20 protein-coding genes are annotated in these 17,861 nt (G+C 38.6%); all 20 read left to right on the forward strand.

The window, feature by feature from the left end:
- Window positions 1-277: 277 nt before the first annotated feature.
- Window positions 278-1,489, forward strand: a complete 1,212-nt coding sequence (locus ABU914_RS11760; protein WP_379669926.1) for an acyl-CoA dehydrogenase family protein — start codon at window positions 278-280, stop codon at window positions 1,487-1,489.
- 77 nt (window positions 1,490-1,566) lie between these two features.
- Window positions 1,567-2,340: an SDR family oxidoreductase gene (locus ABU914_RS11765; protein ID WP_379669927.1), complete on the forward strand. Its 774-nt coding sequence runs from the start codon at window positions 1,567-1,569 to the stop codon at window positions 2,338-2,340.
- A 32-nt stretch (window positions 2,341-2,372) separates the two neighbouring features.
- Window positions 2,373-3,554, forward strand: a complete 1,182-nt coding sequence (locus ABU914_RS11770) for a thiolase family protein (RefSeq protein ID WP_379669928.1) — start codon at window positions 2,373-2,375, stop codon at window positions 3,552-3,554.
- An 18-nt stretch (window positions 3,555-3,572) separates the two neighbouring features.
- Window positions 3,573-4,322, forward strand: coding sequence for an SDR family NAD(P)-dependent oxidoreductase (locus ABU914_RS11775; RefSeq protein ID WP_379669929.1), 750 nt, complete (start codon window positions 3,573-3,575; stop codon window positions 4,320-4,322).
- Between the two features lie 123 nt (window positions 4,323-4,445).
- Window positions 4,446-5,036 carry a TetR/AcrR family transcriptional regulator gene (locus ABU914_RS11780; protein WP_379669930.1) on the forward strand — a complete coding sequence of 197 codons (591 nt, stop codon included), beginning with the start codon at window positions 4,446-4,448 and terminating at the stop codon, window positions 5,034-5,036.
- A 2-nt stretch (window positions 5,037-5,038) separates the two neighbouring features.
- Window positions 5,039-5,431 (forward strand): acyl-CoA thioesterase, encoded by a 393-nt coding sequence (locus ABU914_RS11785; protein ID WP_379669931.1) that lies wholly within the window; start codon window positions 5,039-5,041, stop codon window positions 5,429-5,431.
- Window positions 5,432-5,541: 110 nt separating this feature from the next.
- Window positions 5,542-6,612: a phosphotransferase family protein gene (locus ABU914_RS11790; protein ID WP_379669932.1), complete on the forward strand. Its 1,071-nt coding sequence runs from the start codon at window positions 5,542-5,544 to the stop codon at window positions 6,610-6,612.
- 10 nt (window positions 6,613-6,622) lie between these two features.
- A complete protein-coding gene (locus ABU914_RS11795) occupies window positions 6,623-7,366 on the forward strand; it encodes a 2-phosphosulfolactate phosphatase (protein WP_379669933.1) in 744 nt (247 codons plus the stop codon).
- 17 nt (window positions 7,367-7,383) lie between these two features.
- The gene (locus tag ABU914_RS11800; protein ID WP_379669934.1) at window positions 7,384-8,160 is read left to right on the forward strand and encodes an SDR family NAD(P)-dependent oxidoreductase; all 777 of its coding nucleotides are present in this window, start codon (window positions 7,384-7,386) and stop codon (window positions 8,158-8,160) included.
- 100 nt (window positions 8,161-8,260) lie between these two features.
- Complete coding sequence (gene rpsU, locus ABU914_RS11805) at window positions 8,261-8,434, forward strand: 30S ribosomal protein S21 (protein ID WP_379669935.1); 174 nt, start codon at window positions 8,261-8,263, stop codon at window positions 8,432-8,434.
- A 17-nt stretch (window positions 8,435-8,451) separates the two neighbouring features.
- On the forward strand, window positions 8,452-8,895 hold the full coding sequence (locus tag ABU914_RS11810; protein ID WP_379669936.1) for a GatB/YqeY domain-containing protein: 444 nt from the start codon (window positions 8,452-8,454) through the stop codon (window positions 8,893-8,895).
- Between the two features lie 71 nt (window positions 8,896-8,966).
- Window positions 8,967-10,301 (forward strand): NfeD family protein, encoded by a 1,335-nt coding sequence (locus ABU914_RS11815; RefSeq protein ID WP_379669937.1) that lies wholly within the window; start codon window positions 8,967-8,969, stop codon window positions 10,299-10,301.
- A 24-nt stretch (window positions 10,302-10,325) separates the two neighbouring features.
- Complete coding sequence (gene floA, locus ABU914_RS11820) at window positions 10,326-11,336, forward strand: flotillin-like protein FloA (RefSeq protein WP_379669967.1); 1,011 nt, start codon at window positions 10,326-10,328, stop codon at window positions 11,334-11,336.
- 5 nt (window positions 11,337-11,341) lie between these two features.
- Complete coding sequence (locus ABU914_RS11825; RefSeq protein WP_379669938.1) at window positions 11,342-11,830, forward strand: hypothetical protein; 489 nt, start codon at window positions 11,342-11,344, stop codon at window positions 11,828-11,830.
- Between the two features lie 137 nt (window positions 11,831-11,967).
- Window positions 11,968-12,252, forward strand: a complete 285-nt coding sequence (yqfC, locus tag ABU914_RS11830; RefSeq protein ID WP_379669939.1) for a sporulation protein YqfC — start codon at window positions 11,968-11,970, stop codon at window positions 12,250-12,252.
- A gap of 235 nt (window positions 12,253-12,487) precedes the next feature.
- Complete coding sequence (gene yqfD / locus ABU914_RS11835) at window positions 12,488-13,675, forward strand: sporulation protein YqfD (protein WP_379669940.1); 1,188 nt, start codon at window positions 12,488-12,490, stop codon at window positions 13,673-13,675.
- 5 nt (window positions 13,676-13,680) lie between these two features.
- Entirely contained in the window at window positions 13,681-14,658 is a 978-nt protein-coding gene (locus ABU914_RS11840; RefSeq protein WP_379669941.1) for a PhoH family protein, read from the forward strand.
- A gap of 198 nt (window positions 14,659-14,856) precedes the next feature.
- Entirely contained in the window at window positions 14,857-17,013 is a 2,157-nt protein-coding gene (locus tag ABU914_RS11845; protein ID WP_379669942.1) for an HD family phosphohydrolase, read from the forward strand.
- Window positions 17,013-17,483 carry an rRNA maturation RNase YbeY gene (gene ybeY / locus ABU914_RS11850; RefSeq protein ID WP_379669943.1) on the forward strand — a complete coding sequence of 157 codons (471 nt, stop codon included), beginning with the start codon at window positions 17,013-17,015 and terminating at the stop codon, window positions 17,481-17,483. The genes ABU914_RS11845 and ybeY overlap by 1 nt, the downstream gene beginning before the upstream one ends.
- Window positions 17,467-17,850 carry a diacylglycerol kinase gene (locus tag ABU914_RS11855; RefSeq protein WP_379669944.1) on the forward strand — a complete coding sequence of 128 codons (384 nt, stop codon included), beginning with the start codon at window positions 17,467-17,469 and terminating at the stop codon, window positions 17,848-17,850. Before ybeY ends, ABU914_RS11855 begins: the two co-directional genes overlap by 17 nt.
- Window positions 17,851-17,861: the final 11 nt, after the last annotated feature.

Below are 17,861 nucleotides of genomic sequence, written 5' to 3' on the forward strand. Positions count from 1 at the left end.
TATTTCGTTAGGTTCTTGCTTTTTAGAACGTAACGAAATAACACGGAAACCAAGCGATAGCGCGGTAGCCTAAAAAGGGTACAAAAATAGAGTGCTGAAAATATTGGTGTAAAAGAACAACCGAGAATAACTTGACACATACAGTTAACTCATTGGACTTGAGTTTTCAGAAAAAAAAATATATAGTAATAGCAAAGCTTACTTTTCAGGGCTTTTGCAAACGCTTTACATACTTACCAGTTAGTTAGTTTATTGTAAAGAAAAGGAGAGGGTAAACATGTATTTTGAGTTCTCGGACAAGGTCAAGGATTTACAAAAAAGAGTTTCAGAGTTTATGGAAGAACACGTTTATCCGAATGAACAAACGTACAACGAGCAACTAAATGAAGGGGAAAGTCGTTGGATTGTTCCTCCGATTATTGAGGAGCTAAAAGAAAAGGCTAAACAAGCTGGGTTATGGAATCTATTTTTACCTGACAGTGAATATGGAGCAGGTTTGTCGAATCTCGAGTACGCTCCATTAGCTGAAATTATGGGGCGTTCTCCAATCGGTTCTGAAGTATTTAATTGTAGTGCACCAGACACAGGCAATATGGAAGTACTCGTACGCTACGGAACAGAAGAGCAAAAAGAAAAATGGTTGAAACCACTTTTAGCAGGTGAAATTCGCTCAGCGTTTTTAATGACTGAGCCTGATGTCGCTTCATCAGACGCAACAAATGTTCAAATTAGTATGGTGCGTGAAGGCGATGAATATGTGATTAATGGACGGAAATGGTGGTCTTCTGGTGCATTAGACCCTCGTTGTAAAATTGCAATTGTAATGGGTAAAACAAATCCAGATGCACCACGCCATCAACAGCAATCACAAATTTTAGTTCCGCTTGATGCTGAAGGTGTAACGATTAAACGTTATCTACCTGTTTTTGGTTACGATCACGCACCACACGGTCATGCGGAAGTTGAACTTAAAGATGTTCGCGTCCCGGTAGAAAATGTTATTTTAGGAGAAGGAAGAGGCTTTGAAATTGCACAAGGGCGGCTTGGACCGGGTAGAATTCACCACTGTATGCGAACGATTGGTGTTGCTGAACGAGCACTCGAACTGATGGTTGAACGCGTACAGAAAAGAAAAACATTTGGTAAGATGTTATCCGATCAAGGTGTTATTCGCGAATGGATTGCTGACTCAAGAATTGAGATTGAACAGGCTCGCTTATTAACATTGAAAGCTGCTTATATGATGGATACAGTTGGAAATAAAGTTGCCAAAAAAGAAATTGCGATGATTAAAGTAGTCGCTCCGAACATAGCATTAAATGTGATCGATCGTGCAATTCAAGCGTTTGGTGGAGCCGGAGTTAGTGATGATACACCGCTTGCTGCAATGTATGCAAATGTGAGGACACTTCGTTTAGCAGATGGTCCAGACGAAGTTCATCGCAATGCAATTGCAAGACAAGAATTGAGAGAAAATCCTGTAGAGTAATAATCATAATTTTCAACAATGGCTGAGTTCAAACAGCCATTGTTGAAAACAATTAAATAGTGGGGGCTGTTTGAAAAATGCACATTAATGAACTTTTTGATTTGAAAGGGAAAACCGCAATCGTAACTGGCGGAGGCCGGGGATTAGGTGAAATGATAGCGGAAAGTTATGCGGAAGCAGGGGCGAACGTCGTCGTTTGTTCAAGAAAGCTTGAAGCATGCCAAGAAGTAAGTGAAAAACTAAAGAAAATGGGTGTCGGTTCTTTAGCATTTCAATGTGATGTGTCCAATCCTGATGACGTAAAGCATGTTGTTGAAGAAACGTTAAAGGAATTTGGTCAAATTGACATTCTTGTCAATAATAGCGGAGCTACTTGGGGAGCACCATTTTTAGAGATGCCGCTTGATAAATGGCAGAAAGTGATGGACGTGAATGCAACGGGCACATTTATATTTTCACAAGCGGTTGCTGGACACATGAAAGAACGAAAACAAGGGAAAATAATTAATATTGCGTCTGTTGCTGGTTTAAAAGGTGGAGAAGAAGGAGCGATGGACACAGTTGGTTACAATGCTAGTAAGGGAGCAGTCATTTCCTTTACACGTGACCTCGGTGTTAAACTTGCAAAATATAACATTCAAGTGAATGCCATTGCTCCAGGTTGGTTTCCAACAAAAATGTCAAAAGGTCTATTAGATAAATTTGGAGAAAAGTTTATTGAACGTAACCCTTCAAGACGCTTTGGAACAGATACAGACTTAAAAGGACTTGCTTTATTTTTAGCAACGAAGGCATCAGACTATGTCGTTGGTCAAACAATAGTTGTTGACGGCGGGCAAACCGCTTCATAACAAATAAACATAAAACAAAGGAGTATTACATTATGGCAAAAAACGGAAGAGATCCAGTTATTGTATCAGCGGTTCGGACCGCAATTGCGAGGCAAGGAGGCGCGCTTGCTACTGTTGATGCCCATGTTTTTGGCGCTGAAGTCATTAAAGAGGCGATTAAGCGTGCAAAAGTAACACCTGAAATGATTGATGATGTTATTTTCGGAAACGTGCTAAGTGCAGGAGGAAACATTGCAAGACTAACCGCACTCCAAACAGGTCTATCGATGGATATTCCAGGACTTACAGTTGATCGACAATGTGGATCAGGAATCAATGCTGTAAACTTGGCAGCACAAGCGATCCGTGCAGGAGCAGGTGACGTCTATATTGCAGGTGGAACAGAAAGTATGACGAGAGCTCCATACTTAATGAATCGTCCTGAACGAGCATACAGCCCAGTACCTCCAAGTTTCCGTAAATCACGTTTATCTCCTGATTTCATCGGTGACCCACCAATGGGGATCACGGCGGAAAACTTAGCTGAAAAATATAATATTTCTCGTGAAGAGCAAGATGAATATTCAGTTGAAAGCCAAAGACGTATGGCTCATGCAATGGAAAACGGCTTTTATGATGAACAAATCGTGCCCATCGAAGTGCCACAGCGAAAAGGCGACCCGGTCATTTTTGATAAAGACGAACATCCGCGCCCAGGAACAACGATGGAGGCACTCTCAAAACTACCTCCTGTGTTTAAAAAGGATGGAACAGTTACGGCAGGAAGCAGTTCAGGACTGAATGATGCAGCATCTGCACTCGTTGTTATGGCACGTGAAAAGGCAGAAGAGCTAGGCTTAGAAGTGTTAGGTGTTGTACGCGATTATACGGTAGCTGGCGTTGATCCGAACATTATGGGAATTGGTCCTGTACCAGCAACGAGAAAGTTAATGGAACGTACAGGTTTAACGATTGACGATTTTGATGTTGTTTACTTAAACGAAGCGTTTGCTGCACAAGTGCTTGCTTGTAATAGAGAACTTAATATTGATCTAGCGAAATTAAATGTAAACGGTGGAGCGATTGCACATGGACATCCACTCGGTTCAACAGGTGCGATTCTTATTACGAAGGCAGTGTATGAATTAAAACGTACTGGTAAGAATCGTGCACTCGTTACAGCTTGTATCGGTGGTGGACAAGGAATTGCAACACTTATTGAACGTGATAAATAATTAGAAAAAGGTGATACGATGCGCTTAAAAGATAAAGTAGCCATTGTCACTGGTGGAAGCAGTGGAATTGGGAGAGCCACTGCTCTCCTCTTTTCATCAGAAGGGGCACAAGTAATGGTTGCTGATATTAATGAAGAATTAGGTCGTGAAACCGTACAATTGATTAAAGAAAATGGCGGGGACGCCGTATTTCAACGTGTTGATGTGTCGAGCCCAGAACAAGTTCAAGCAGTTGTAAAAGCAACAATCGAAAATTTCGGAAAATTAAATATTATGGTAAACAACGCTGGAATTTCTCATGGTGAAAAGAAAATTGAAGACGTACCCATTGAGGACTGGGATAAAGTCGTAGATGTCAGTATGAAAAGTGTTTTTCTCGGTATGAAATATGCGATCCCAGAAATGCTTGAGCATGGTGGTTCGATTATAAACACCGCTAGTGTTGCTGGCATCAAAGGTCAAAAATTATTAGCAGGGTATACAGCTGCAAAAAGTGGAGTCATTGCTATTACGAAAAGTACCGCTTTAGAGTACGGAAAACATAACATTCGAATTAATGCGATTGCGCCAGGTGTTATTGAAACACCGATTACTGATGAATGGAAAAAGACACCAAAATGGCCAATACTTTCAACTGCGAATGCCTTACGTAGAATTGGACAGCCTGAAGAAGTTGCGAATGCGATGTTATTTTTAGCATCTGATGAATCATCGTTTGTTACGGGAACGACATTAGTCGTTGACGGAGGTACACTTTTAGGAAAATAGTTAACCAGCTTAAAGATTATGGTAGAATAGTAGAAAAGATTGGAAACTTTCTCGCTAGCCTCGTGGAAAGTTTCCAATTTTTCGAATGCGTCGACAATTTTACGATAGATGGGAGTTACGAAGTTGAAAGAAAGAATCATTCAAAAAGGCAGTGATCTATTTCAGGTCAAAGGTTTTACACAAACCTCCATTCAAGACATCGTTGAAACACTTGGTGTGACAAAAGGGACTTTTTATTATTATTTTACGAGTAAAGAAGAACTATTAATGGAAATCAATTTGCGATACATTAATGATGTTCTTGAAAAGCAAGTCGCCATTATGGGAAATCACGAAACAGATGCACGTACAAAAATTAAAGAAGTAATGACAATGCTCATAAAAAACATTGATAAACAAGGAGCAAATGCAAAAATATTTTTTAGAGAACTGAACAATTTAAATGAAAAGCATTTAAAAATCATGATTGGGAAACGAAAAGAGTTTTACCTAAATTTGCAAACAATCGTTGAGAACGGGATTGCATCAGGTGAACTGCGTCCTGATTTAAGACCAGATATAGTGACATTTGGAATTTTAGGAGTTTGCAATTGGAGTTATCACTGGTTTGATCCGCAAGGTGAATTAACTGATGTTCAAGTTGCACATATTTTTGCAGATATGATTCTAAATGGCTTGGAAGTTAAAAACGCTGAACTCATGTTGGAGGAATAGATATGGGCCAGAAAATTGAAGTTAAAGTTCGTTTTGCAGAAACAGATTTGCTTGGACACGTTAACAATGCCAGTTATTTCGTATATTTGGAAGAAGCACGTGTAGAGTTTTTTAAAACGGTATTTCCAGAAAAAAAGCAATCGTTTGTTGTCGCTTCCGTAAAATGTGATTTTCTTCGACAAGCATTTTTTGATCAATGGTTAATGATTCAAACAAAGGTTGTTAAAATTGGAAATAAAAGCTTTGACCTTGAACACGCAATCATTGATAAAAATAGTGGCGAACTAATCGCAACAGGACGTTCTGTTGTCGTACACTTTAACTTTGAAAAGCAAGCGAGTGAAACGATAACAAGTGAGATGCGTAAACAGCTTGAACAAGCGCAACATATCTAATGCATATTGAAAAAAGATTAGCCCAGCTAAATAGATATAAATGTTATAAAGATGAACGAATCTTGTGAAATAATTGCATATCTGGCAAAGCATTTGGAGGAGGAGAGAACATGACAAATAACGAGCATATTGACACAATTCCAGTTCGTAAAGGTGAAGAGTTAAATACAGATAGACTAGATGCATTTTTAATTGAAAATATCGAAGGGCTCAGCAAAGAGGCTCCATTGGAAATTGAGCAGTTTCCTGCGGGTGCTTCAAATTTAACGTATCAAATTCGTAAAGGTGAATGGGAAGCCGTTTTACGTCGGCCACCCCTCGGTCCTGTCGCGCCAAAAGCTCATGATATGGGTAGAGAGTACACGATCTTAAAGGCGATTCATCCATATTTCAAGCAAGCTCCAGAAGCTTACTTGTATACGGACAATACGGACATTATCGGTAGTCCATTTTTAATTATGGAAAGAAAGCGCGGATATGTGATTGACACAAAATTTCCAGACGGAGTGACCCCTACGGAACAACTCGGTCGTCATATTTCTGAAAAAATGATCGATACTCTCGTTGCGCTGCATTCAATCGATTATCGCAAAACAGAAATAAAAAACATGGTAAAGCCTGAAGGTTTTATTGAACGACAAGTAAGAGGCTGGATTGAACGTTATGAACGTTCAAAAACTGAAGAAATAAAAGGTGTTGATGAACTTACGAAATGGCTAGCAAGTCGTATTCCAAATTCGCCACCCCCGACAATTATTCATTATGACTTCAAATTAAACAATACGATGTTTGATTTTTCCTTTGAAAATGTCATCGGTTTATTTGATTGGGAAATGACGACGGTCGGAGATCCGCTTGCTGATTTAGGAGTTATGCTTGGATATTGGGTGCAAGAAGACGATCCAGAAGAAATAAAAGGAAATCGTTCGAATGTAACAACATTGCCAGGCTTTATGACAAGAGAAGAAATTGTTGAAGATTATGCGAAAAAAAGTGGTCGTGATGTCTCCAATATCCAGTTCTATTTAGCATTCGCTTATTTTAAAAATGCAGTGATTGCTCAGCAAATTTATTATCGATATAAACGTGGACAAACGCAGGATGAGCGATTCGCTACGTTCAATCAACATACGTTTAATCTAATTCAGCAAGCACGAAGAACAGCTGCAAATAAAATTTAGGAGTGATACGTTGGCAACTATCGACCTTCTTTTAAAAAAAGAAGAAATCAATGACAACATAATGAAAAATCAAATTGCCGTTGTTTTTGATATTTTACTTGCGACTTCAACTGTATCTTCAATGTTTTATAACGGTGCTAAAGAAGTGATTCCGGTTCTTGATGGGGAAGAAGCATTAAAAAAAGCAAAAGAACAGCAGACGGATGATTACATTTTAGTCGGAGAATATTTAGGCGAAACGATTGAAGGGTTTTATCCGCCGATTCCGACATTATTAACAAATCGGGTGAAAGAGAAACGAGTTATATTTTCAACGACAAATGGAACGGTAGCATTAAAAAACAGTTGGGCTGCAGATGCAGTATATGCGGCATCAATGCTTAATGAAGAAACGTTGGCGAATTATTTAATGACGGAATATAGGAGTCGAGATTATATGCTCGTCTGTTCCGGTTCTTCAAACGCCTTCAATTTAGAAGATCTTTATGGAGCTGGCTCTTTTATTGCAAATCTCGTTCAAATTGGAGAGAAACGTGGGCTATCTTGGTACATGACAGATGCCGCTATCGCCGCACTTCATTTCTATGAAGGTAATAGAGAAAATGGGGAAACGTTGCTCAAAGCTTCAAGGGTTGGCGAAAGTCTTGTAAATAAAGGGTTCGGTGATGTAGTGAACTACATTATGCAAAAAAACGCGTGCCCCGTGATTCCAAAATTAAATGGTGAAGTATTAACGTTAGTCGAAACGAAATAGTGTAGGAGGAGTTTAGAGTGCAAAGATTTGAAAACGCGTTTGCTGTTATTACTGGAGCTGGAAGTGGAATTGGTGAAGCGACAGCGAAAAGATTAGCAAATGAAGGAGCAAAAGTCCTTTTAGTTGGTCGAACACTTTCAAAACTCGAACGTGTTGCAGAAGAAATTAATCAAGGCGCTAAGCAAAAAGCGTTCACATTTACATGTGATGTTACATCTGAAGAAGAAGTTGAAAAACTAAAAGTGCATGTAAAAGAAGAGTTTAATGAAGTGAACATTTTAATTAACAACGCTGGAGCGTCTGCTTATTCATCAATTTTAGAAATGCCATACGACCAATGGGAATCGATTGTGGCTGTTAATTTGCATAGTATATTTCTCATGTCAAAAGCGATTGGCGGTTTGATGGTTGAAGCCGCAAAAACATCTGAAACAAAACGCGATCGAGCGATCGTTAATGTGGCATCACTATCTGGACATAAGCCGGGACTTATGTTTCCACATTATAGTTCGGCGAAAGCAGCAGTTATGAATTTTACGAAAGCACTAGCGGGTGAAGTCGCGAAATACGATATACGCGTCAATTCTGTATCCCCAGGTTTCGCGGAAACTCCGCTTACGGAACAAGGACTAAAAAACGAAAGTTTTGTAAAATCAATCGAGCGTCATACTTTATTAAAAAGAGTGGCAGAACCAGAGGAAATTGCAAGTGTTATCGCCTTCGCCGCTTCAACGGATGCATCATATATGACAGGCTCTGATATACTTGTAGATGGCGGTTGGTTAGCTAAGTAAGTTCACAAACAAGTTGACCCTACTTTATAATATATATTATAATGACGGAAGACATGTTAAAGTAGGTTGCATGGTAATGTTTTGGAGGGAGGGATAGCAAATGGCGGAAACTCGAGTTCGCAAAAACGAATCTATTGATGATGCTCTACGTCGTTTTAAACGAACAGTATCGAAGGAAGGCACATTAGCAGAAGTTAGGAAACGGAAGCATTATGAAAAACCTAGTGTAAGGCGGAAGAAAAAATCAGAGGCAGCTAGAAAACGAAAGTATTAAGAGAGGATGGTTCTTCAATGAGTCTTGATAACCTTCTACTTGAAGATATGAAACAAGCGATGAAGAACAAAGATAAAACAAAGCTAGCGGTCATTCGCTTGGTTCGCTCTGCTTTGCAAAATGAAGCGATTAAACGAAACGGAGCTTTAAGCGAAGACGATGAAATTGCCGTTCTCTCTAGGGAATTAAAGCAGCGAAAAGACTCCCTCCAAGAATTTAAAAAAGCTGGAAGAGATGACCTCGTTGAAGGGGTAATTTCTGAAATAAAGGTGTTAGAAGCTTATTTACCAAAACAACTTACAACTGAAGAACTCGAGGCGATTGTGAAAGAAACGATTGCAGAAATTGGTGCTTCTTCAAAAAAAGAATTTGGTAAAGTAATGGGTGCCATCATGCCAAAAGTGAAAGGCAAAGCGGATGGTAATATTGTAAATCAACTTGTGCAGAAACACCTGTCTTAATTAAACTGACACGTCTTGTTGTACAAGACGTGTCTTTTTTCAGTCGCGATTTGAAGAAAGGAACGGGTAAAATGAAAAAAACAAATTGCTTTCATTTCATCCTTTTTTTGAGCGCATGTTTATTTGCTGTTTTTCATACAGGGTTAAAAGCCGAAGATGCATCTTCTGTTGTTTACTTTATACCCGTTGAAAAGGAAGTTGAACGTGGGTTAGAGGCTTTCCTTGAACGTTCCTTAAATGAAGCAAAGCAGCAAGGTGCCGACCATGTCGTGCTTGAAATACATACACCCGGTGGACTTGTAGATGCGGCTGGTAATATATCGAAAATCATTCGCGAATATGATTTACCAACAACAGCATTTATTATAAAAGATGCATTGTCCGCAGGGGCATACATCTCGTTAAATGCGGATGAAATTGTCATGACACCAGGTAGTCGAATCGGTGCAGCAGCTGTCATTGATCAAGAAGGGAATATGGCTGAAGAAAAAGCAGTGTCTGCTTGGCTCGCTGATATGAAAGCTTCGGCTGAATTAAATGGCCGTGATCCGTTATACGCTTTAGCAATGTCCGATCCTGACATTGATTTACCTGAATATGGAGCAGAAAAAGGAAAAGTTTTAACGTTAACCGCAAACCAAGCGCGTGAAGTAGGCTATGCGGAATCTATCGTTGAGAATCGAAACGAATTGCTTGAATATTTACAGTTAAGTGATGCGACTATCGTAGAAAGTGAAATTACAGTTGCAGAACGTATCGCTAGAATCGTTACTCATCCAGTGATTATTCCAATTTTGCTAACGTTAGGAAGCTTGGGACTAGTTCTCGAATTGTATTCACCAGGCTTTGGAGTCCCGGGAATAATCGGAGCGAGTTCTCTGTTTTTGTTCTTTTTTGGACATACGATTGCTGGTTTTGCAGGTTGGGAAGCATTGATTCTCTTTTTTGCTGGAATCATTTTAATTTTAATTGAGATTTTTACACCTGGTTTTGGTATATTCGGGATTAGCGGCATTGTTTCTATTTTCATTAGCATTTTTTTGTCTTCAAGCGTTCCCGTTGTCGATATGATACTTTATTTAATCATAGCGTTTATCGTCACATTAGCAGTGTCAATCTTATACATACGTATTTTTGGTTATCGAGGTTTCCTTAGAAAACTCGTTCTAACAGATGCTACGAAAACAGAGTTAGGGTATGTTTCTCATGAGACGAAGAAGGAGTTGGTCGGACAAATTGGAATGACGATGACTCCGTTGCGTCCGAGCGGAATTATCGAAATCAACAATGAACGCCATGATGTTGTATCAGAAAGTGGATTTGTTGAAAAAGGGAAGCAAGTGATTGTCGTTAAGTCGGTTGGTTCTCGAATTGTCGTGAAAGAATTAAAAGATAATAAGGAATAAATTGAAGGAGGAATTGTGATGCCTATTGATCCGGGTACGTTAGGAACAATATTATTAGTAGGTTTAATCATTATTGTCGTAGCGGTATTGTTTACATTTGTACCGATTACACTTTGGATTTCTGCATTAGCTGCAGGTGTGCGTATTGGAATATTTACTCTCGTTGGAATGCGTCTTCGCCGTGTTATTCCGTCGCGAGTCATTAGTCCGCTTATTAAAGCTGAGAAAGCAGGACTTAATGTCACTGTTAACCAGTTAGAAAGTCACTATCTTGCAGGAGGAAATGTCGATCGCGTCGTTAATGCTCTAATTGCTGCACATCGTGCAAATATTGAATTAACTTTTCAACGTGCAGCGGCAATTGACTTGGCAGGACGTGACGTTCTTGAAGCTGTACAAATGAGTGTAAACCCAAAAGTCATTGAAACACCATTCATTTCAGGTGTTGCGATGGATGGGATCGAGGTGAAGGCGAAAGCCCGTATTACCGTAAGGGCTAACATCGATCGACTTGTTGGGGGGGCAGGTGAAGATACCGTGATTGCACGTGTCGGTGAGGGAATTGTTTCTACGATTGGATCGAGTGATGACCATAAGCTAGTTCTCGAAAATCCAGATTCAATTTCACATACGGTATTAGAAAAAGGTCTTGATTCAGGAACAGCATTTGAAATTTTATCAATTGATATTGCTGATATTGATATTGGTGAGAATATTGGTGCTGGGTTACAAACGGATCAAGCTGAAGCGGATAAAAAGATTGCTCAAGCAAAAGCAGAGGAACGCCGTGCGATGGCAGTTGCTCAAGAGCAAGAAATGCGTGCCCGAGTTGAAGAAATGCAAGCAAAAGTTGTTGAAGCTGAAGCCGAAGTACCAATGGCGTTAGCGGAAGCACTCCGTTCTGGTAAAATCGGAGTAATGGATTATATGAACCTAAAAAACATTGAAGCTGACACTGATATGCGCGAATCGATTGGAAAAGGTAGCGATGAAATGAGAAAACATAATGACGATGAACCGAAAGGGAAGAGGTAATCGTCGTGTTTGAACAAATGATAAACTTCTTTTTTCAAAACATGTTCTTTTTTATTATTTTGCTCTTTGGTTTAAGTCAGCTATTTCGCAGAAAAACATCAAGTGAAAGTAGTGGCAGAGAAAATCGTCCACAGACAAAAGGGTCACCTTTGCCGCCTGTAGCGAAACCATTTTTTGAGGAATGGTTAGAACCACAGAAGTATTCAGAGAAAGCACAAGTACATGAAGAGGAGGAAGCTAATGAAGTTGAGAACGTATCGACATCAATGGGACAAGAAAAGCATCAAACATATTCTCCTCCTCTTCAATTAGCTTCAGAAGCCAACATGTCTTTTCCAAAACGAGAGGATTCCCTTCAGTATGAGGATGAAGTGAAAATTAAGACGACTACATTTCAGAATCCATCGCGACGTGAAGTTGCACATGGAATTATTTGGGCAGAAATATTAGGACCTCCAAGGGCAAAAAAGAAATATACGTATCGCCGTTATTAGTTACAGTTATAAGCTCGCCAATTTGGCGAGTTTTTTGTTGAAAAACTTTTTTAGATGAATATTTCCTCGCTTAACATGTCTTTGAGTGATAGTTAATTCGTTTTTTTCATACATATGAATGGAGAGGAGGTCATCCAATGGCGAAGTGGCAAGAGAAAATTAAGAAATGGATCATAAAAAAAACAGCGCTACCAGCAGATGCACTATTGGATTTACCTCGTGTGACGATGATAGGGCAACTACATATTTATATAGAAAATCATAAAGGTGTTATCCACTTTTCAAAAGATGAACTTCGACTTGCTTTAAATAAAGAACAACAGATGAGAGTGAAAGGGGAAGATTTTGTCATAAAAACGATTTTACCTGAAGAGTTATTACTTGAAGGAAAAATTACGAAAGTGGAATACATCGATGTATAACAGGACGGAAAATTAGCAATTAAAAAAAGTCGATGTTTTTACGTTTTATTTAATACGAGCAGATTAAAAACGCCACATCATGTGGCAATGGATGTCTATGCAAGAGAGATTTAGTCTTACTTTTGTGGGGATGTACTTAAAATATGTACAAGTTTGTAGCTTGTGAGTTACGGCTTTCATTGTTCATCTTTTATTTGCCATAAGCAGACTAATTTGCATATTTGAGGTGTCGGTATTGAAAAATCAAATGTTTTACTTTATTTCAGGTTATGTAAGGGCAGAGGTGAAAGGGAAACATACGGAACTGTTTCTTGATCGATGTGTGCAAAACAATATTCCGATTTGGTTTGTAAAACGAATCGATGATGAGACGATTAGTTGTTACTTTTTTTTAAAAGATATTTCACAGATTAGGGTTTTATTAAGAAGGACAGGTTGTCGGCTTTCGTTCAAGCAGAAAATAGGGTTACCTTTTTTCTTGAAAAAAATGTATTCGAGAAAAGGGTTTATACTCGGATTGGTATGTACTTTATTTATGATTTTCTTTCTGTCCAACATGATTTGGAGCATTCATATTCATGGTGCCAGCCCTGAAGTGGAACACGAGGTAAAACAGAAATTACATCAGATTGGCGTAAAAAAAGGTGCTTTTATTTTCTCACTACCGAGTGAGCAGGAGATTCAGCAGACTGTTACTGAAAGCAACGACAATTTAACATGGATTGGTGTGAAAAGATTAGGGACACGCTATTCATTTGAAGTTGTGGAAAAAAAGATACCAGAAGAAAAAGAAGCATTAAATCCACGTCATTTAGTAGCTAGGAAAAAAGCAGTCATTTATAAAATATTTGCTGAACAAGGACAGGCAATGGTAGAAGATAGGGATTTCGTCAAAAAAGGTGATATTTTGATTTCTGGCATTGTTGGATCTGATGAACAAGAAAAAGTTATGCCTGCGAAAGGTTCGGTCCTTGGTGAAGTTTGGTATTTGTCGGAGGTAACCGTCCCTTTAAAATCAACGATTATTACGAATACTGGGGATACATTGAATAAGTACTATATAAAGTTAGGCAAAATATCGATACCGATATGGGGATTTGAGAAAGATTCTTTTTCAAAAAAAGAGATGATCACTGACATGAAACCATTTTACTTTTTAAAATGGCAATTACCAATTTCTTTTCAAAAAGATAAAATATTTGAGATTGAGCATTCGGAGAGAGTTTTATCTGAAAAACAAGCAAAAGAGTTAGCATTTGAATTGACGGAAAAAGATTTAATGCGACAGCTTCCAAGAGATGCAGAAATTAAAGGAAAAAAAATTTTGCATGAAAAGATTGGCAATGGTAAAGTAAACGTAAAGATTCATTACCAAGTCATTGAAGAAATTGCAACTGAACAACCAATCATTCGAGGAGATTGAGACTATTGACAGAAACGCATCAAATCCAACTTAATTTTAATAATACGACAGATACTCAAGCTCTTTTCGGGCCGAACGATTCACATTTAAAAACAGTTGAAAGTGTGCTTCACGTTTCTATCGTCACGCGGGGAGGAAAAGTGGCGGTTACTGGAAGTTATGAAACATCACGCATCGTCGAAACAGTATTAAATGCATTACTTAAATTGGTTACGGATGGTATCCACATTTCTGAACGTGATGTCGTTTATGCTATTCAACTTGCTGAGCAAGGAATGATTGATCAACTGTTTGAATTATTTAATGAAGAAATTACGTTAAACAGCAAAGGGAAACCGATTCGAGTAAAAACAATTGGACAGCGCCAATATGTGCGAGCGATCGAAAAATCCGATCTCGTCTTTGGAATCGGTCCAGCGGGTACAGGCAAAACTTATTTAGCCGTTGTCACAGCAGTTGCAGCGTTAAAGCAAAATCGATTACAGCGGATTATATTAACTAGACCCGCAGTCGAAGCGGGAGAAAGTCTCGGTTTTCTACCAGGTGACTTAAAAGAAAAAGTTGATCCGTATTTGCGTCCTCTTTATGATGCGCTTCATGATGTACTTGGTGTTGAACAGACAGAACGATTAATTGAACGAGGTGTCATTGAAATTGCACCGCTTGCTTATATGCGTGGTCGCACACTTGATGATGCGTTTGTCATATTGGATGAAGCCCAAAATACGACCTCAGAGCAAATTAAAATGTTCTTAACAAGATTAGGCTTTGGTTCAAAAATGGTCATCACGGGTGACCTCTCTCAAATTGATTTACCGAAAGGAAAAGAATCAGGTTTAAAAGTAGCTGAAAAAATATTATCAAACGTGAACGGGATTTCGTTTATTTATTTACAGCGGACGGATGTCGTTCGACATCCGCTCGTTCAAAAAATTATTGAAGCCTATGAAAAAGAAGAAGCAAAACTTCAAAATATGACATAATTGTAAAGACTCGCCTCATAGGCGAGTTCGTTTCTTTCTTCATCTTTCCACAGTGTGAGGAACGTGATAGACTTTCAATAATAGAATTGTTTTTAAATTCGGAGGTAAGTTGGTCTTCTAGGACGTTCCATCGTTAATAATCTAACTTTGTGATATTACTATTCCTAAATATGCACGATTAGTCTGGAACAAGATGGGGTGACAAATTTGAAATCGAAATGGACTTCAATCGTCAACAGATTCTCCTTTCAAAAAAATGAAGGCTTCCTAACAGCTTTGTTTTATCTTCTCATCGCCCTCATCATGTACGGTAGTTTAATTCAAAGTGTCCTTCCTGAGAAAATGGATATTTCTTTATATAGTGTAGCCGAAAGAGATATCGCCTCTCCAGTAACGATCGAAAATAAACAAGCGACGCTCCAAAAGCAAAATGAAGCTGCTGAGGCAGTTGAGCCTGAATATACGAACAAAGTTGAAACCACACAAACTCAAGTTGAGAAAGTTGAAGATTTTTTCGCTTCAATTGCTAAAGTGAACGAAGTGAATGCATCTGAAGAAGATGATGGAGCAGTGGAAGAAAAATCGCTTGATGAAAAACTTACAGAGTTAAAGGAGATGCTCGTTAGTTCGGCGATAAATGAGCTTTCAGATGATACGCTGCAAGCGTTTTTAACAACATCTTCGACACAGTTAGCAATCTCAAAAGATGTGATTATTACTTCAGTTAAAAATGTATTAAACGAAAGAATTACGGTTGAAGAATTAAATCAGGCAAAAGATAATGTTGAAGAACAAATTCAAAAAGCAAATTTAAATTCATCTGTACGAGAGCCGTCAATTGAATTGGCTCGTGCTGTCATTATTCCAAACTTCTTTATCGATACGGAAGCGACGAAGGTAAAACGTGAAAAGGCAATCGAATCTGTAACGCCAGTCATGATTCGTCAAGGACAAATTATCGTTCAAGAAGGACAAGTTATAAACCGTGAAGCACTGGAACAACTTGAAGTGGTAGGACTATTAGATGAACATTTTAATCTTTATCCGTTAGTCGGATTGGCAATTCTCGTCGTTGTTTTAACAGGTTTTCTCGCTTATTTTATCCAAGAAAGAGGGTTCACTCAACTTAATCGAAATCGGTATAATGTAATGTATTTAACGATATTTTCCATTACGATTATCGTATTTAAGTTAGTGAGTTTGTCGGCTGGGCTAACGAGTGGGATTCATTATGTATTACCGGCTGCCATGGGTACGATGCTCATTAAGCTGTTGATAAGCGAACGACTTGCGTTAGCATCCGCACTTGTATTTGCTGTGGTAGGAAGTATATTATTTAATACAGACACAGTCGGAATTTTTAATGGTGAGTTCGGACTATATATTTTAGTGAGCTCGAACGCTGCGATTTTTTTACTCGGGAGACATAACCATCGTTCAAAAATTTTAAAAACCGGATTATTCGTTTCGCTCATTAATATCGTCGCTATCATTATGATTTATATGCTACGAATGGGGCAGTTTGATTGGATTGACCTCGGGGTATATAGTGGATATGCCGTTATTTCAGGATTTCTCTCCGCCGTATTAACACTTGGTCTTATGCCGTTTTTTGAAGCAGCTTTTAGAATCTTATCAACGATGAAGCTGATTGAACTATCAAATCCAAATCATCCATTGTTACGTAAGTTGCTAATGGAAGCACCTGGGACCTATCACCATAGTGTCATGGTAGCGAATTTAGCCGAAGCTGCATGTGAAGCGGTTGGAGCGAATGGGTTACTCGCAAGGGTAGGCTCTTATTATCACGATGTCGGAAAAACGAAACGTCCTAACTTTTTTATTGAAAATCAAATGAATATGGAAAATCCTCATGATAAAATTGCACCGCTTCTAAGCAAAAAAATTATCGTTGCTCATGCTTACGATGGAGCCGACATGTTGAGAGAACACCGCTTGCCAAAAGAAATCGTTGATATTGCTGAACAGCATCACGGGACAACGTTGTTAAAATATTTTTATCATAAAGCAAATGAACAGTCAGAACAACCGATTCCAGAAGAAGATTATCGTTATCCTGGACCGAGAGCACAAACGAAAGAAGCTGCCATTGTAGGTATTGCCGATGGCGTTGAAGCTGCCGTTCGCTCGATTCCAAAGCCAACACCTGCCAAAATTGAATCGATAGTAAGAAAAATTATTAATGATCGGCTTGAGGATGGACAATTTAATGAGAGTGATTTAACGTTTAAAGAGCTTGACACAGTAGCAAAAACAATTTGTGAAACGTTGCAAGGTATTTTCCATTCACGAATTGAATATCCAGAAGACTTAAAAAAGAAGGTGACGAAGTGATGGCATTGTCCATCAGTTATTTAGACGAAACAAGCGAAGTACAAGCAGAAGAGCTAGACCTAATCAAACAACTTCTTAACAAAGCGGCCGAATATGAAAATTTATCTGGTGAAATTGAAGTTTCAATTATGTTTGTAGATAATGAGAAAATTCGAAAAATAAATAAACAATATCGAAACATGGATAAGCCAACAGACGTCATTTCGTTCGCCCTTGAAGAACAAGTTGAAGGAGAAGTGGAAATCGTCGGGGTGACGTTGCCAAGAATTCTTGGAGACATCGTCATTTCAATTCCAAAAGCGAAACAACAGGCGAAAGATTATAACCATTCATATCGTCGAGAACTTGGATTTTTAGCTTTACATGGATTTCTCCATCTTCTCGGTTATGACCATGGAACGGAGAAAGAAGAACAGATGATGTTTCAAAGACAAAAGGAAATTCTTGAAAAACATGGGCTTACAAGATAAGCGATTTTCCCGATTTATCGCATCATTTCAGTACGCTGCCTTTGGAATTGCACATACGTTTAAAACGGAACGTAATTTTAAAATTCACGTTGTTGTAGCTTTGATCGTCATACTGTTCGCTTATTTTCTTTCTATTACACGTTTTGAATGGCTCATTTTAATCATCGTTATTAGTTTTACGGTCATACTTGAATTAGTAAATACAGCGATTGAAAATGTTGTAAATTTGATTACAAACGACTATCATCCATATGCGAAAGCTGCAAAAGATATTGCAGCTGGGGCTGTCCTCATTAGTGCCATTATGAGTGTAATGATCGGATGTATTATTTTTATTCCACGTCTGCTTGAACTTTTTATAAAGTGAGGAATAAAATT

This window comes from Pueribacillus sp. YX66 (assembly GCF_041725775.1).
Classification (GTDB): Bacteria; Bacillota; Bacilli; order Bacillales; family UBA6769; genus Pueribacillus.

Coding starts and splice junctions, on each gene's coding strand:
- ABU914_RS11770 (WP_379669928.1), top strand. CDS start 2,373: ATGGCAAAAAACGGAAGAGATCCAGTTATTGTATCAGCGGTTCGGACC.
- ABU914_RS11760 (WP_379669926.1), top strand. CDS start 278: ATGTATTTTGAGTTCTCGGACAAGGTCAAGGATTTACAAAAAAGAGTT.
- ABU914_RS11775 (WP_379669929.1), top strand. CDS start 3,573: ATGCGCTTAAAAGATAAAGTAGCCATTGTCACTGGTGGAAGCAGTGGA.
- ABU914_RS11855 (WP_379669944.1), top strand. CDS start 17,467: ATGGGCTTACAAGATAAGCGATTTTCCCGATTTATCGCATCATTTCAG.
- ABU914_RS11790 (WP_379669932.1), top strand. CDS start 5,542: ATGACAAATAACGAGCATATTGACACAATTCCAGTTCGTAAAGGTGAA.
- yqfC (WP_379669939.1), top strand. CDS start 11,968: ATGGCGAAGTGGCAAGAGAAAATTAAGAAATGGATCATAAAAAAAACA.
- ABU914_RS11815 (WP_379669937.1), top strand. CDS start 8,967: ATGAAAAAAACAAATTGCTTTCATTTCATCCTTTTTTTGAGCGCATGT.
- ABU914_RS11785 (WP_379669931.1), top strand. CDS start 5,039: ATGGGCCAGAAAATTGAAGTTAAAGTTCGTTTTGCAGAAACAGATTTG.
- ybeY (WP_379669943.1), top strand. CDS start 17,013: ATGGCATTGTCCATCAGTTATTTAGACGAAACAAGCGAAGTACAAGCA.
- rpsU (WP_379669935.1), top strand. CDS start 8,261: ATGGCGGAAACTCGAGTTCGCAAAAACGAATCTATTGATGATGCTCTA.
- ABU914_RS11810 (WP_379669936.1), top strand. CDS start 8,452: ATGAGTCTTGATAACCTTCTACTTGAAGATATGAAACAAGCGATGAAG.
- ABU914_RS11765 (WP_379669927.1), top strand. CDS start 1,567: ATGCACATTAATGAACTTTTTGATTTGAAAGGGAAAACCGCAATCGTA.